Raw genomic sequence first — 13,653 nt, forward strand, 5'->3', positions numbered from 1 at the left:
ACTCTTGATTGATTTTTTGTTGCAAAAATGAAAAAGGAGCATCATTTGATGCCCCTTAAATACGTCTATAAAAAACAGATTTATCAGCGATTACAACTGCTTGACGAACTGCTTCAGCCAGCCGATGAATTCACCATTCAGCTCGTGATGGCGCACACCATATTCCACATTGGCTTTCATGTAGCCCAGCTTGCTGCCGCAATCGTGGCTCTTGCCCTTCATGAAGTAGGCGTTGACCTGCTCCTGCTCCATCAGCATGGCGATGGCATCGGTCAGCTGGATCTCGTCACCGGCACCGGCCGGGGTCTTCTCCAGCAGCGGCCAGATATTGGAGGAGAGGACGTAACGACCCACCACCGCCAGATTGGAGGGGGCTTCGTCACGGGGCGGCTTCTCGACAATGGCCTGCATCGGCAGGGACATCCCCTCGCTCAGGGCCTCGCCCTTGATGTCGGCGATGCCGTACTTGTCCACTTCGCTCTCGGGAACCGCTTCCACCATGATCTGGCTGATCTGGTTCTCTTCGAACATGTGTACCATCTCGGCCAGGTTGTCTTTTTTCGGGTCGCTGGCCACTTCATCAATCAGTACATCCGGCAGCAGCACGGCGAAGGGGTTGTCACCGATCAGCGGGCGGGCGCACAACACAGCGTGGCCCAGACCTTTGGCCTCACCCTGACGGACGTGCATGATAGTGACGTCTTTCGGGCAGATCTGTTGCACCTCTTCCAGCAGCTGACGCTTGACTCGCTTTTCGAGGGTCGCTTCCAGTTCGAAACTCTTGTCGAAGTGGTTTTCGATGGAGTTTTTGCTCGAGTGGGTGACCAGCACGATCTCCTTGATACCGGCGGCGATGGCTTCGCGCACTACGTACTGGATCAGCGGTTTGTCGACCACCGGCAACATCTCTTTCGGGATGGCCTTGGTGGCTGGCAGCATACGGGTACCCAGACCGGCTACCGGGAGCACGGCCTTGCGAACTGTCAGAGGAGTCTTTTTCATGGAAAACTATCCAGCGGGATTAAAGTGCGGCCATGATACTCCAAGAAAAATGGGGCAGCCACAGGCTACCCCATTCGTATATGCAGAGCTCGGACGTTATTTGACGATGATCATGTCACGGTTGGCTTCCAGCGTGGCCGGGCCAATGCCGCTCACATCTGCCAGCTGATCGACCGAGGTGAACTTTCCCTGTTTTTCCCGATAGTCGACGATGGCTTGTGCCTTCTTGTCACCAATCCCTTTCAGGCTGGTCAGTTCGGCAAGGGTGGCCGTATTGATGTTCAGCTTACCGGTCTCCTTGGCGACCTCGCTCGTGGTTGTTTGCTTGGGTGCTGCCTTATCTGCGGCCAGCACGGGTTGGCTGAACAGTGGCAAGCAGGCCAGCAGCATGATTGCAGAGAGCTTCTTCATCAGCATTTCCATTCCTCCATGATGTTGGATTTTGCCGAGTAGGCAGTTTGAGAAATAGCGTATCGAACGGGTCTTTTTCACTGCTATTTCTAACAGGTCAAATTCTCATGCCGATGGCGAAATATTTGCTATAAGCGCTTAGCTATGAATGCCCTCATATATCCAACCTTATGATCTTGAATCTATTTTAGATACATCTTTAAGGTGGCGGGCACGCTTTCCCGCGGGTGCTACGCTCGAGACATTTCTGGCACATCACATGGCATTATTCTGTGCAACACTGCGCTGATGGCATGTTTCACTGGTCTTCAAAAGAGAACCAATAAAAAAGGCTGCTCACTTGGGGTGAGCAGCCTTTGTGATCGGTTTTTTCAGACAGGCACTGATTAGGCTTGTTCGTCAGCCTGGGCAGCCTGGATACCGGTCAGGGCGATGGTGTAGACGATGTCGTCAACCAGGGCGCCACGGGAGAGGTCGTTGACCGGCTTGCGCATGCCTTGCAGCATCGGGCCGATGGAGACCAAGTCAGCTGAACGCTGCACCGCTTTGTAAGTGGTGTTACCTGTGTTCAGGTCCGGGAAGACGAACACGGTGGCTTTACCGGCAACCGGTGAGTTTGGTGCCTTGGACTTGGCCACGTTCTCCATGATGGCCGCGTCGTACTGCAGCGGGCCGTCGATGATGAGGTCAGGGCGCTTGGCCTTGGCCAGCTCGGTCGCTTCACGCACTTTCTCTACATCGGCACCGGCACCAGAGGTACCGGTGGAGTAGGAGATCATGGCGACGCGCGGCTCGATGCCGAACGCGGCAGCAGAGTCGGCGGACTGGATAGCGATCTCGGCCAGCTGCTCGGCAGTCGGATCCGGGTTGATCGCGCAGTCACCGTAGACCAGCACCTGGTCAGGCAGCAGCATGAAGAAGATGGAGGAGATCAGGGAAGAGCCCGGAGCGGTCTTGATGATCTGCATCGGTGGACGGATGGTGTTGGCAGTGGTGTGCACCGCGCCGGATACCAGGCCGTCAACTTCATTGCGCTCCAGCATCATGGTACCCAGTACCACGTTGTCTTCCAGCTGCTCGCGAGCAACCACTTCGGTCATGCCCTTGTTCTTGCGCAGCTCGACCAGACGCGGTACATAGCGCTCGCGCACAACGGCCGGATCGATGATTTCGACACGATCGGTCAGAACAACACCCTGCTGCTCGGCAACGCGACGGATCTCTTCCGGGTTACCCAGCAGTACCGGACGGGCAATGCCACGCTCGGCACAGATGGCGGCAGCCTTGATGGTGCGCGGCTCGTCGCCTTCCGGCAGCACGACACGCTTGTTGGCCTGACGGGCCAGCTCGGTCAGCTGATAACGGAATGCCGGCGGGCTCAGACGACGGGAACGGGTAGAGCTGACGGTCAGCGACTCGATCCAGTGCTTGTCGATGTGGCCAGCGACGTAGTCCTGTACCAGCTCGATACGCTCGCGGTCATCTTCCGGAATATCGACGTTGAAGTTCTGCAGGCTGACGGCGGTCTGCCAGGTGTTGGTACCGGTCATCATGATCGGCAGGCCGGTGGCCATGGCCTGTTGGCACAGCGCCATGACCTGCGGCTCCGGATGATAGTTGCCGGTCAGCAGCAGGGCGCCCAGCTTGACGCCGTTCATGGCGGAGAGGCAGGCAGAGACGATGACGTCAGAGCGGTCGCCGGAGGTGACCAGCAGGCTGCCCGGACGGAAGTGCTCGACCATGTTGTGGATGGAGCGGGCACAGAAGGTCACGGTCTGCAGGCGACGGCTGTCCAGCTCGCCTTTGTGCAGGATCTTGGCGGCCAGATGCTTGGCAAGATCCTTGGCGCGCGGGGCGATCAGCTGGGTGTTCCAGGGGATGCAACCCAGGATGCGCAGCGGGCTCTTGCCGAACACTTGCAGCACTTCCAGGTTGTGGGCAGCATCGGAAGCGTGGTGATGGGCTTCGAACATCTCGGTCAGGTCAGGGCGGGTTACGCCATGCTCGTCAACCGGTGCGCCAACCTTGTTGATCACGCAACCAACGATGCGGGGGTTGTTGACACCACCGAAGTTGGAGCAGGCCAGCTCGATGCGCTCTTTCAGCTTCTGGCTGGAGTCATGGCCCGGGTGGGTCACGAATACCATGTCAGCGTCCAGCGCCTTGGCGACGTCGTAGTTCAGCTTGTTGGCAAAGGGCTGCTTGTCGGTCGGCACCATACCTTCGACAACCAGCACTTCGGCACCACTGGATTTCACGTGCTCTTCGAAGCGGGCAACAATCTCTTCCAGCAGGATGTCGGTGTTGCTGGAGCTGATCATGTTCTCGGCGTAGGAGAGGGTGAAGGGCTCGGGCGGATTGATGTTGGCAGCAGCGCGGATAACGGCGGTTGAGCGCTCGGCACCGGTTTCACCCGGACGCGGCTGGGCAACCGGTTTGAAGAAGCTGACATTGACACCGTGACGCTCCATGGCGCGAACAACGCCAAGGCTTACGGAAGTTACGCCGACACCAGTGCCGACCGGGATAAGCATAATAGTGCGTGCCACTTTATACCCCTTGTTCATTTTTTGGGATCAGGAAAAGGCCGCCCTGTGGGCGGCCTCGAGTTACTGCGTCAATTAAGCGCCGACCAGTTCCAGCGCGTCGTGGGCGATAACCCACTCTTCGTTGGTCGGGATAACCAGGGCCTTGGTAGAACCAGCCTTGGTGATCTCGCCACCCTTGCCGAAACGAGCCTTCAGGTTGGCGTCGTGATCGACGTCAAAGCCCAGCAGACCCAGCTTGTTCAGGGTGATTTCACGGATCGGGGCGGAGTTTTCACCGATACCACCGGTGAAAACAACGGCGTCCAGACGACCGTCCATGGCGGCAGCGTAGGCGCCGATGTACTTGGCCAGGCGATAGCAGTAAACGTCCATAGCACGCTTGGCTTCTTCTTTGCTGTCGTAGTTGTCTTCAACGAAACGGCAGTCGGAGGTTACTTCGGTCAGACCCTGCAGGCCGGACTCTTTGGTCAGCATGGTGTTGATATCGGCAACGCTCATGCCCAGCTTGTCGTGCAGGAAGAAGATGATGGCCGGGTCCAGATCGCCGGAGCGGGTACCCATCACCAGGCCTTCCAGCGGGGTCAGACCCATGGAGGTATCAACAGATTTGCCGTTCTTGATGGCGCAGACGGAACCGCCGTTGCCCAGGTGGCAGTTGATGATGTTCAGCTCTTCAACCGGCTTGTTCAGCTGCTTGGCTGCTTCCAGGCTGATGTAGTAGTGGCTGGTACCGTGAGCGCCGTAGCGACGGATGCCGTTCTCTTTGTAGAGCTTGTACGGCAGGGCGTACAGGAAGGCTTCTTCCGGCATGGTCTGGTGGAACGCGGTATCGAATACGGCCACGTTCTTGTCAGCCAGCGCCGGGAATACGCGGCGAGCTTCACGGATACCGATCAGGTGAGCCGGGTTGTGCAGCGGTGCGTACGGAACGGCGGCTTCGATGCCGTCGATCACGTCGTCACAGATAACGACGGAAGAGGTGAAGCGCTCGCCACCGTGAACAACACGGTGACCGATGGCGATCAGGTTCTTGGACAGTTCCGGATTGAGCGGCAGGATCTTGTTGACGATGAAGTCCAGCGCTTCCTGGTGAGCGGCACCCGCGCCCAGATCGGCACTGCCTTTCTCGCCATTCAGTTTCCACTTGATGCGGGCGTCGTCGAGGTTGAAGCACTCGGCCAGGCCGGACAGCAGGTCATCACCGGTGGTTGCGTCAATGACGGCAAACTTCAGGGAAGAGCTGCCACAGTTAAGAACAAGAACCAGCTTACTCATGAATAAATCCTATCGCAGATTGGGTTGTGTAGGCGGATGCGTTGGACGCGGTGCGGCCAAAAACTTTCAACTTATCCTTATGAGGGTTGGCAATCTGTTGCTTGCCCCTTGTATAGTGATACAAGACCCGAAATCCAGACGTCCCTGACAGGTCAATAGCAAGAAGCTTTTGACGCAAAAATGGGCGTACAAAGGATAACCCGATTGTTGAAAAATAACAAAGTCATCCTCAACCTTTGTTACTTTGCATCAAATTTTGTCGAGGTTTTGCCGTTAGTACGTTCAAAAAGCGCTCGGAGGTAGTATGAGCATGAACATTTTTGGAACTAAGTTACAGCAAGGCCGCCATTATATGACGCTTTGGCCGCGCCGTCCCGAGCTCAATTCGATGTTTCCTGAAAATCGGGTGATCAAGGCGACCGAGTTCGCCCTCAAGGTGATCCCCGCACTGGCGGTGTTGAGCGTGATGCTGCAGTTCCAGTTTGGCGAGCTGCACTACTGGCCCTCCGTCATCACCTCGGTGCTGTTTCTGCTCAGCTTGCCGCTGCAGGGCTACTACTGGCTCGGCCAGCGTGCCGACACCCGTTTACCCCCGTCGCTGGCGAGCTGGTATCGGGAGATCAACGGCAAGATGAACGAGCAGGGTGGCCGTCGTCAGCTTGTGTCTCAGCCGCGCTATGAAGAGCTGGCCGATACCCTCAAGGCCGCCTTCCAGCAGCTCGATAAATCCTTTCTCTACGAATAACCCGTTTCAGATGCAAAAAGGCGCCAGTGGCGCCTTTTTTGTTGCGGTTGGTGTGCGGATCAGGCCGCCAGCACCTTGCGGATCTCCTGAATGGAGAGCTTGTACTGACGGGGACACTGACGCCACACCTGCAGCATCCGCTGGTACTTGTCGCGCATGGCGATGTCGCTGGAGAGCTCGTCGCACGGGCACTTGAGCTCGGGGAAGCGCTTGTCCACCTCCAGCAGGAAGCAGACGTAGTCAGCCAGCTCACGCTCCTGGCTGCGGCTGTAGCCGTTGAACTCCAGCCGACTGGCGTTGATCTCGCCCTGATCGGCGGCATCCAGATTGCCCCATGAGATGGCCAGTGCGTGGTGCAGCTCCAGGGTGTCGATGACCTCTTGGCAGGTCGCCAGATCCAGATGGCCGAAGCTCTTCTCCAGCTCGAGGATCTGCAGGCAGTAGCCGCGCTCGATGATGGTGCTGGCGCGCTGGTAGACGTCCGCTTTCTCCGGATTGAGTTTCGCCAGAATTTCGTACTGGTTGCTCAGGATCAAACGTTCTGTGTTGCTCATGTTCATGGGATATCTCGCTGGAAGATGATTCTGGGGTCACGTTAACCCATATATAAAATGAATTTTTTGATCTGGGCGGGGGAGTTGGTGAGAAAAATCCGCTGGCAAGGGGCGGCTGACCAGACAAAAAAGGCCTGCATGGCAGGCCTTTCAATGACGCAGGGGAGGATTATCCCTTGAGGAAATCCAGTACCACCTGATGGTGATCGCTGGTTTTGAACTTGTCGAAGTGGTGGGCAATCTTGCCCTCTTCATCGATCAGGAAGCTCTGACGGTGAATGCCGTCATACTCCTTGCCCATGAACTTCTTCGGGCCCCAGACGCCAAAGGCATCGGCGACGGCGTGGTCTTCATCGGCTAGCAGGGTGAAGTTGAGCTGGTCCCGCTCTTCGAACTTTTTCAGCCGTTTGGCCGGATCAGGGCTGATGCCAAGTACCACCACATTGCGGGCGGTCAGCTCGGCGTTCACGTCGCGCAGGCTGCAGGCCTGGGTGGTGCAGCCCGGGGTCATCGCCTTGGGATAGAAGTAGACCAGTACTTTTTTGCCGCGCAGGCCAGCAAGGCTGACCTGATTGCCATTCTGATCGGGCAGGGAGAAATCGGGGGCGGGGCTGCCAGCTTGTAGTGGTTGCATGGGGTCTCCTCGGGTAAAACGCCCTCAGGCGTGTTTGCGATTGACGATAAACTCGAACGATTCGGCACCCAGTTGACGACAGAATTCGGCGAAGGCGGTTTGCGAACCTTCCACTTCACCCTCTCTGGCCAGATTGAGCTGAAAACTGATCTTCAGCAGGTTGAACGGCTGCTGCTCCAGGGTCATGGATTGCATCGCCTGAATGTTCCAGCCATGTTCGCTGAAGAACTGGGTGCACTGGCTTACGATGCCGGGCTCGTCGCGGATCAACAGGTCGGCACTGGCGCGGACGTCATACTGCAGGGACTGGTGGCGTTCGGTGCGTTTCATCATGGTGATGAGATCCCACTCCTGGCTACGCAGGGGCAGGCTGATTTCGAGTTGCATCATGCTGTTCCAGTCGCCCGAGAGCAGCATGATAAAGGTAAATTCATTGCCGAAGATGCCAAGGCGGCTGTCCACAATGTTGCAACCACAGCCACTGACGTGGCGGGTCACTTCATTGACGATGCCAGGCCTGTCCGTGCCGATGGCCGTTACGACCAGGTAGTGAGTCATAAATCTTCTCTCGTCCGTTATTTCGTTGCGAAAGCCGCGCTGGCAAGCCAACCCTCCGGCCCTGATGACCACTCCCTGAGGGACGCTGCCGACTTTCGTCCATTGCTTTTTGTTCCGGATGGTATCACGGCTTGCCCCCTCTCTCCCTTGTTTTTCAAAGGGGTCAGCTTTACCATTACGCCCCTGAAAATCGGGAGAAAAGTCCATGTTACGCGGTAGTATTGTTGCGCTCGTTACCCCCATGCTGGCTTCAGGTGAAGTCGATTGGGCCAGTCTGGCCAAACTGGTCGACTATCATGTCAGCGCCGGGACCAGCGCCATTGTTGCGGTGGGTACCACAGGGGAATCGGTGACCCTGAGCGAGCAGGAGCATATCGCCGTCGTTGAAAAGACCGTTGAGTATGCCGCCGGACGCATTCCCGTCATCGCCGGTTGCGGCTCCAACAATACCGCCCATGCCATTGAATTGGCAAAGCGACTGGCCAAAACCGGCGTGGTGGCGGGCCTCTCGGTGACTCCTTACTACAACAAGCCTACTCAGGAAGGTCTCTATCGCCACTATTGTGCGATCGCCGAGGCTAGTGGTCTGCCCCAAATTCTTTATAATGTGCCCGGTCGCACCTGTTGCGATCTCAAACCGGAGACGGTGGCCCGTCTGGCCAAGGTTCCCGGCATTATCGGTTTGAAAGAGGCAACCGGCGATTTGAACCGCACCCCGCTGCTGCGCGAGCTGTGCGGGCCGGAGTTTGCTCTCTACAGTGGCGACGATGCCACTGGTTGTGATTTTATGCTGCAAGGTGGTGATGGCGTGATTTCTGTCACCACCAATATTGCAGCGGCCCAGATGGCCGACATGTGTCGTGCTGCGCTGGCCGGTGATGCCGGGCAGGCGCATGACATCAACAATCTCTTGATGCCGTTGCACAAGACTCTGTTCTGCGAACCGAGCCCCACCCCGGTGAAATGGGCCTGTGCCCAACTGGGGTTGATTGCAACAGCCACCTTGCGCCTGCCGCTGGTTGACCTCACCCCCGAGGGCGAACAGCTGATGGCGCGAGCACTGACCACAGCGGAGTTGATGGCGAGTGTTTAAATCTAATGGAAAGGGAAATAGAGCCCGTCTGGTGCTGAGCGTTGCGACTGTGGCCGTATTGGCCGGTTGCAGCACCCCCCAGGATCGCAAAATGGCCAACCGCGACTTCGGTTATGAAGATGCCCGCCTCGAGGGCCGCGCGTTCTTGATCCCCGCAGGATTGAGTGCCCCCACCTTCAACAGCCAGTACGATATCCCGCCGCTTCCCGAGAGCAGCCGTGAAGGTGCCCTCGGCGCCCAGGTTGATGTGCGCCCTCCCGCTCAACTGCTGACCGTGGTACCGGGCAGTCAGGTGGTGCAGAGCGCAACCGAACCGACCGTTGCCTTCTATGCCCTGAGCACCAGCCAGAGCGTGGAGCGCGATACCTGGTCGTTCCTGATGAACTTCCTGGCCAAATACAAGGTCTCCACCGAGAAGCTGGATCAGCAGGATGGCGTATTGCAGACCGGCTGGTTTGACAACACGGTCGCTCTCGATGGCTGGGGTGAAGATGACGAAGACTTCAAAATCCGTCAGCGTTACCAGTTCACCGTACGCAACGATGCCCAGCGCCACGCCGTCAACATGTCGGTCCGGGTGCTGGATCACGAAGAGACCATCGACGGCGAGACCAGCAACAAGCTGACCCCTGCCGATGCCCAGCGCTATGCCGCGCGAGTGCTGAACCAGTTCTCGCTCTATTACGACAGCCAGCTGAAAGCCCGCGAGCAGCACAAGTCCAACGATGGCATGGGTCTGCAACTGGGTCTGGACAACAACGAACTGAGCGCCTGGATTGCCGAAGGCTCCTTTGATCAGGTGTGGCGTCGCCTCAACCAGGTACTGCCCGCTTACGGTTTCACCATCAAGGATACCCAGCAGTCTCTGGGCTGGATCGACGTCGAGTACGAAGAGCCGAGTGCCGAGTTCTGGAAGGCGAAAGGGAGCGAGCCGTTCAAACTGGAGGAGGAGAAATACCGCTTCCAGCTTGGCGAAATGGCGGGAGGCAAGACCTCCATTACCCTGTTCGACAAGGACAAGAAGCCGGTATCGTCCGGGGTTATCTCCCAGATGTATATCAGCCTGTCCGAGGCGTTCGCCAAGGGGCTGGCCGATCAGGCAGCAGCAAAAGCAGAATAAATACAGGGGCCTTGTGCCCCTGTTTTGTTATCAAAATCCCCCTGAAAACGCGGGGATTCAGAGTGGTTTTCGATGATGCGAGCCCCCTTGCCAGCCCGTTGCAAACAGAGCGCGCAGGTGAGTAACTCGCGATGTTTACCCCCCACAAACAGGAAGTGTTATTAGCCATGAGTCTTGCAGATCAAGTATTGGCGGTGAATGACGATTTGCCGATCCGTACCGATAAACCTGTCCATTCCGGCAAAGTGCGCAGCGTCTACTGGTTGACCCCCGAAGACAGTGCCCGGCTCATAAAAGAGAAAGGCTATGATGTGCCGGCCGATGCGCCCCTCGCCCTCATGGTGATCAGCGATCGCATCTCGGCCTTCGATTGCATCTGGCAAGGTGTGGATGGCCTGAACGGCGTACCGGGCAAAGGGGCGGCGCTCAACGCCATCTCCAGCCACTGGTTCAAGCTGTTCAAGGAGAAGGGACTGGCCGACAGCCACATTCTGGATATTCCGCACCCCTTCGTCTGGATCGTGCAAAAAGCCCGTCCGGTGATGATCGAGGCGATTGCCCGCCAATACATCACCGGCTCCATGTGGCGTGCCTACAAGGATGGCGAGCGCGAGTTCTGCGGCATCACCCTGCCGGAAGGGCTCAAAAAGGATCAGAAGCTGCCGGAGATCCTCATCACTCCGTCCACCAAGGGCGTGCTGAAAGGGCTGGATGGCGTGCCGGAAGCCGATGATGTCAACGTCTCCCGTGCCGATATCGAGCGCCACTATAAAGGCTTCAACTTCAGCAAACCGGCCGACATCGACCGCTACGAAGTGCTGCTCAAAGAGGGCTTCAACGTCATCAGCGACGCGCTGGCCGGGCTGGATCAGATCTTCGTCGATACCAAGTTCGAGTTTGGTTACGTCCACGATGCCGCCGGCAACGAGAAGCTGATCTACATGGACGAAGTGGGCACCCCCGACAGCTCCCGTATCTGGGATGGCGCGGCCCTGCGCGACGGCCAGATCGTCGAGAAGTCCAAAGAGGGTTTCCGTCAGTGGCTGCTCAACCACTTCCCGGATCCGGACATCCTGCTCAACAAGAATCGCATGCCGGAACGTTTTGCCCTGGCCCGCGACAACAAGCTGCCGACCGAAGTGATGATGGATATCTCCAACACCTACGTCGGGATCGCCGAGAAGATCATCGGCCACAAGCTGGCGCGTTCTGCCAATCCCAAGCAGGAGATCATCGAGGTGCTGCGCGATCAGTACGGTCTGATCGACTAAGGGTTGCGCTCTTTTTTGTTGCCTAAAAACAAACGTTTGCCGGTGGCGATGGAGAGAGGCAGAGAAACAGACGGGCCCCGCTATGGGGCCCGTTTTTATTGCTGGTCTGGCGGCAAGCGAGCGGCGATCAGCCGTTGACCCTGAACACCTGACCTGTCTGGATGCCCAGCACCGACTTCTTGTAAGCCTGCGCCACCTTGGCGGCGGGCACCGGCACGAACCCCGGGAAGAAGTCGGCGTATTTGTCCATCGACTCCGCCAGCACGGTAGGGCTCACCACGTTGATGCGCAGGCCCCTTGGCAGCTCGCAGGCGGCCGCTTTCACAAAGTGATCGATGGCGCCGTTGACTGTGCTGGCGCTCACGCCCCAGTTGATCGGCTCCTCGCTCAGAATACCGCTGATCAAAGTGATGGAACCCTTGTCAGTCAGATAGGGAATTGCGGCTCGGGTCAGGTTGATCTGGCCCATCAGCTTGCTCTCCAGTCCCACCTGCCACTGCTCGTCGGTCATCTCGGTCAGGCCGTTGAAGGCCACGCTGCCGCTGGCCACCACCAGCGCATCAAACTGGCCTACTTGGGCAAACAGCGCCTTGATGGAGGCGGGATCGCGCATGTCGACCGTGGCATCGCCACGACTGTGGCCGACCCGGATCACCTGATGATCTTTGGCAAGCAGTTCACTGACCGCGGAGCCGACGGTGCCGGAGGCACCCACAATCACAATTTTCATCTGCATCACTCCTGGTTGGGATGTGTTGATTCTAGCGCAACAGAAAATGCGAAAAAGCGCGTACAATAAACCAATTGTTTCCATATTGGAGCTAATGATGGATATCGCCCATCTGGCCAGCTTTTATGAGGTGGTGCTGCGCGGCAGTTTCTCGGCCGCTGCCGATACGCTGGGAGTGAGCAAGGGGATGCTGAGCCGCCACGTCAGCGCGCTGGAGGCCTCCCTCAATGCGCAACTGTTGCAGCGCACCACCCGCCGCCTCAGCCTGACCGAGGCGGGCAAGACCCTCTACCAGCAGGCGGGGGAGATCTTCGCGCTGGCGCGGCAAGCGGAGCAGGATATTCAGGCGCTGACCGAAGAGGATGGCGGTCGGCTGCGTTTTACCTGCCCGGTCAGCACCGGCGATCGGATGGTGAGCGAGCTGCTGACCAGCTTTGCCGCGCTCTGCCCGGGAGTTGAAGTGGAACTCAACTTCACCAACCAGATGGTCGACATGAGTCAGGGGGAGAACGACATCGCCCTGCGCGCCATGAACGAGGTGCCGGACAATCTGGTCGCACTTCCTCTTGGCCGACTTAAGGATGTGGTGGTGGCGAGCCCCGCACTGGTGGCGCGAGAGGGGCGTCCTGCCACTCCCTATGAGCTGAGCGGGCGCAGCTGCCTGTTGCAGGGGCACAATCCGGCCTGGGAGCAGTGGCACTTTATCCGTGAGGGTGAAGAGGCCCACATTCTGGTGCAGGGCAAGGTGCGGGCCAACCATTACAGTACCGTGCTGCAATTGGCGCGTGCCGGTATGGGCTATGCCAAGTGCCCGCTGATGCTGGTGGAGTCGCTGCTGACGGCGGGGGAGCTGGTGACCGTGCTCGACGAGTGGCAGAGCGGGCTGCATCAGCTTCATGTGCTGCATGCCCAGCAGCGGCGGGTGCCGCGCAAGATCCGGCTGTTCAAGCAGGTGCTGGCCCAGTGGTTTGCCGAGCGGCCCCACTACCTGTTCTGAGCGGCGTTATTTTTCTGTCATCTTCGGCTGCTACCCTGCGCCTATCATCGGCATCAGGAAGATCAGCGGGAATGAAGAGTAATAGAGGGTTGACCGGTTTTGTGCTGCTCTGTGCAGTCTTGGGGGCCGGCAGTGTACAGGCCATGGTGGAAGTGAAGGTGCGGAGAATTTCCGCATCCTCGCGGTGAGCAACGGCACCTTGCAGGATGAGCAGCATGCCACCCTGGCGGATGGCGAGCAGCAACTGCTGGTGCGCTTCGAGGGGGTGATCCCCAGTCGCAGCAGCAGCGAGAATGATCGGCAGGTACGCTCCGAGCCGCAGGTGGTGCGCTATCAGGGCAGCAATCAGCATTTGCAGCTGACGGCCAGCGTGCCGGGAGACGAGCGGGGGATGCAGGCGTATGCCAAGGCTCCTGTGGTGGCGTTGCAGGAGAATGGCCACGTGCTTGCTATCCAGCAGGATGCGCTGGTGACCAGCGGCATGCTGCTTGGGGTGGATTGGAACGGCAAACTGGCTGAATACAACCGCAGCGGCGGCAAGGCGGCGCTGACGGCCGTCGCTGTGACTACACAACCAACGGCTACGCTATCCGGTGGGGCTCAACCCGTTGTGGCCGCCAGCGAGCTGGAAGGGCAGTTGCAGCAGCTGTTCCTCCAAGCCGATCCTGCCCTGCGCAAGCGCTTTATCGGTTGGGCCGTCCCACAGCTTTAAGT

The 13,653-nt window shown here is 58.3% G+C and carries 13 protein-coding genes and 1 pseudogene; 6 read left to right on the forward strand and 8 right to left on the reverse strand.

Features of this window, described 5'->3' with window-relative positions:
• Positions 1-90 precede the first annotated feature (90 nt).
• The 4 genes from galU to ACTG2G_RS15430 all read right to left on the reverse strand — a co-directional run bounded on the left by galU (position 91) and on the right by ACTG2G_RS15430 (position 5,237).
• Positions 91-1,002: a UTP--glucose-1-phosphate uridylyltransferase GalU gene (gene galU / locus ACTG2G_RS15415; protein WP_005339121.1), complete on the reverse strand. Its 912-nt coding sequence runs from the start codon at positions 1,000-1,002 to the stop codon at positions 91-93.
• Between the two features lie 96 nt (positions 1,003-1,098).
• Positions 1,099-1,419, reverse strand: coding sequence for a ComEA family DNA-binding protein (locus ACTG2G_RS15420; RefSeq protein WP_439985593.1), 321 nt, complete (start codon positions 1,417-1,419; stop codon positions 1,099-1,101).
• A 380-nt stretch (positions 1,420-1,799) separates the two neighbouring features.
• On the reverse strand, positions 1,800-3,980 hold the full coding sequence (pta, locus tag ACTG2G_RS15425; RefSeq protein WP_005339119.1) for a phosphate acetyltransferase: 2,181 nt from the start codon (positions 3,978-3,980) through the stop codon (positions 1,800-1,802).
• Between the two features lie 54 nt (positions 3,981-4,034).
• Positions 4,035-5,237 (reverse strand): acetate kinase, encoded by a 1,203-nt coding sequence (locus ACTG2G_RS15430; protein ID WP_421206035.1) that lies wholly within the window; start codon positions 5,235-5,237, stop codon positions 4,035-4,037.
• Between the two features lie 304 nt (positions 5,238-5,541).
• Here ACTG2G_RS15430 and yfbV point away from each other — a divergent pair, with 304 nt between their 5' ends.
• Positions 5,542-5,982, forward strand: coding sequence for a terminus macrodomain insulation protein YfbV (yfbV, locus tag ACTG2G_RS15435; RefSeq protein WP_005339116.1), 441 nt, complete (start codon positions 5,542-5,544; stop codon positions 5,980-5,982).
• Between the two features lie 59 nt (positions 5,983-6,041).
• On the opposite strand, the gene ACTG2G_RS15440 is transcribed toward yfbV, so the two are convergent.
• The 3 genes from ACTG2G_RS15440 to ACTG2G_RS15450 form a co-directional block, all read right to left on the reverse strand.
• Positions 6,042-6,542 (reverse strand): YfbU family protein, encoded by a 501-nt coding sequence (locus ACTG2G_RS15440; protein WP_005341125.1) that lies wholly within the window; start codon positions 6,540-6,542, stop codon positions 6,042-6,044.
• A 163-nt stretch (positions 6,543-6,705) separates the two neighbouring features.
• Positions 6,706-7,170, reverse strand: coding sequence for a thioredoxin-dependent thiol peroxidase (gene bcp / locus ACTG2G_RS15445; protein WP_042656812.1), 465 nt, complete (start codon positions 7,168-7,170; stop codon positions 6,706-6,708).
• A gap of 24 nt (positions 7,171-7,194) precedes the next feature.
• Entirely contained in the window at positions 7,195-7,728 is a 534-nt protein-coding gene (locus ACTG2G_RS15450; RefSeq protein ID WP_005349229.1) for a glycine cleavage system protein R, read from the reverse strand.
• A gap of 205 nt (positions 7,729-7,933) precedes the next feature.
• On the opposite strand from ACTG2G_RS15450, the gene dapA reads away from it, so the two are divergent.
• From dapA to ACTG2G_RS15465, 3 genes are all read left to right on the forward strand, one after another.
• Positions 7,934-8,821, forward strand: a complete 888-nt coding sequence (gene dapA, locus ACTG2G_RS15455) for a 4-hydroxy-tetrahydrodipicolinate synthase (protein WP_429205179.1) — start codon at positions 7,934-7,936, stop codon at positions 8,819-8,821.
• Positions 8,814-9,941, forward strand: a complete 1,128-nt coding sequence (gene bamC / locus ACTG2G_RS15460; protein WP_439985594.1) for an outer membrane protein assembly factor BamC — start codon at positions 8,814-8,816, stop codon at positions 9,939-9,941. The genes dapA and bamC overlap by 8 nt, the downstream gene beginning before the upstream one ends.
• A gap of 167 nt (positions 9,942-10,108) precedes the next feature.
• Positions 10,109-11,212: a phosphoribosylaminoimidazolesuccinocarboxamide synthase gene (locus ACTG2G_RS15465; protein WP_040065098.1), complete on the forward strand. Its 1,104-nt coding sequence runs from the start codon at positions 10,109-10,111 to the stop codon at positions 11,210-11,212.
• A 127-nt stretch (positions 11,213-11,339) separates the two neighbouring features.
• Here ACTG2G_RS15465 and ACTG2G_RS15470 read toward each other — a convergent pair whose 3' ends face one another.
• The gene (locus tag ACTG2G_RS15470) at positions 11,340-11,942 is read right to left on the reverse strand and encodes a short chain dehydrogenase (RefSeq protein WP_021231956.1); all 603 of its coding nucleotides are present in this window, start codon (positions 11,940-11,942) and stop codon (positions 11,340-11,342) included.
• A 97-nt stretch (positions 11,943-12,039) separates the two neighbouring features.
• On the opposite strand from ACTG2G_RS15470, the gene ACTG2G_RS15475 reads away from it, so the two are divergent.
• Together ACTG2G_RS15475 and ACTG2G_RS15480 are read left to right on the forward strand one after the other, a co-directional pair.
• A complete protein-coding gene (locus tag ACTG2G_RS15475) occupies positions 12,040-12,939 on the forward strand; it encodes a LysR family transcriptional regulator (protein ID WP_439985904.1) in 900 nt (299 codons plus the stop codon).
• A gap of 71 nt (positions 12,940-13,010) precedes the next feature.
• Positions 13,011-13,651, forward strand: a pseudogene (locus tag ACTG2G_RS15480) (DUF2057 domain-containing protein).
• Positions 13,652-13,653 lie beyond the last annotated feature (2 nt).

Origin of the sequence: Aeromonas sp. 55A (genome assembly GCF_051919665.1) — a bacterium.
Classification (GTDB): Bacteria; Pseudomonadota; Gammaproteobacteria; order Enterobacterales; family Aeromonadaceae; genus Aeromonas; species Aeromonas veronii.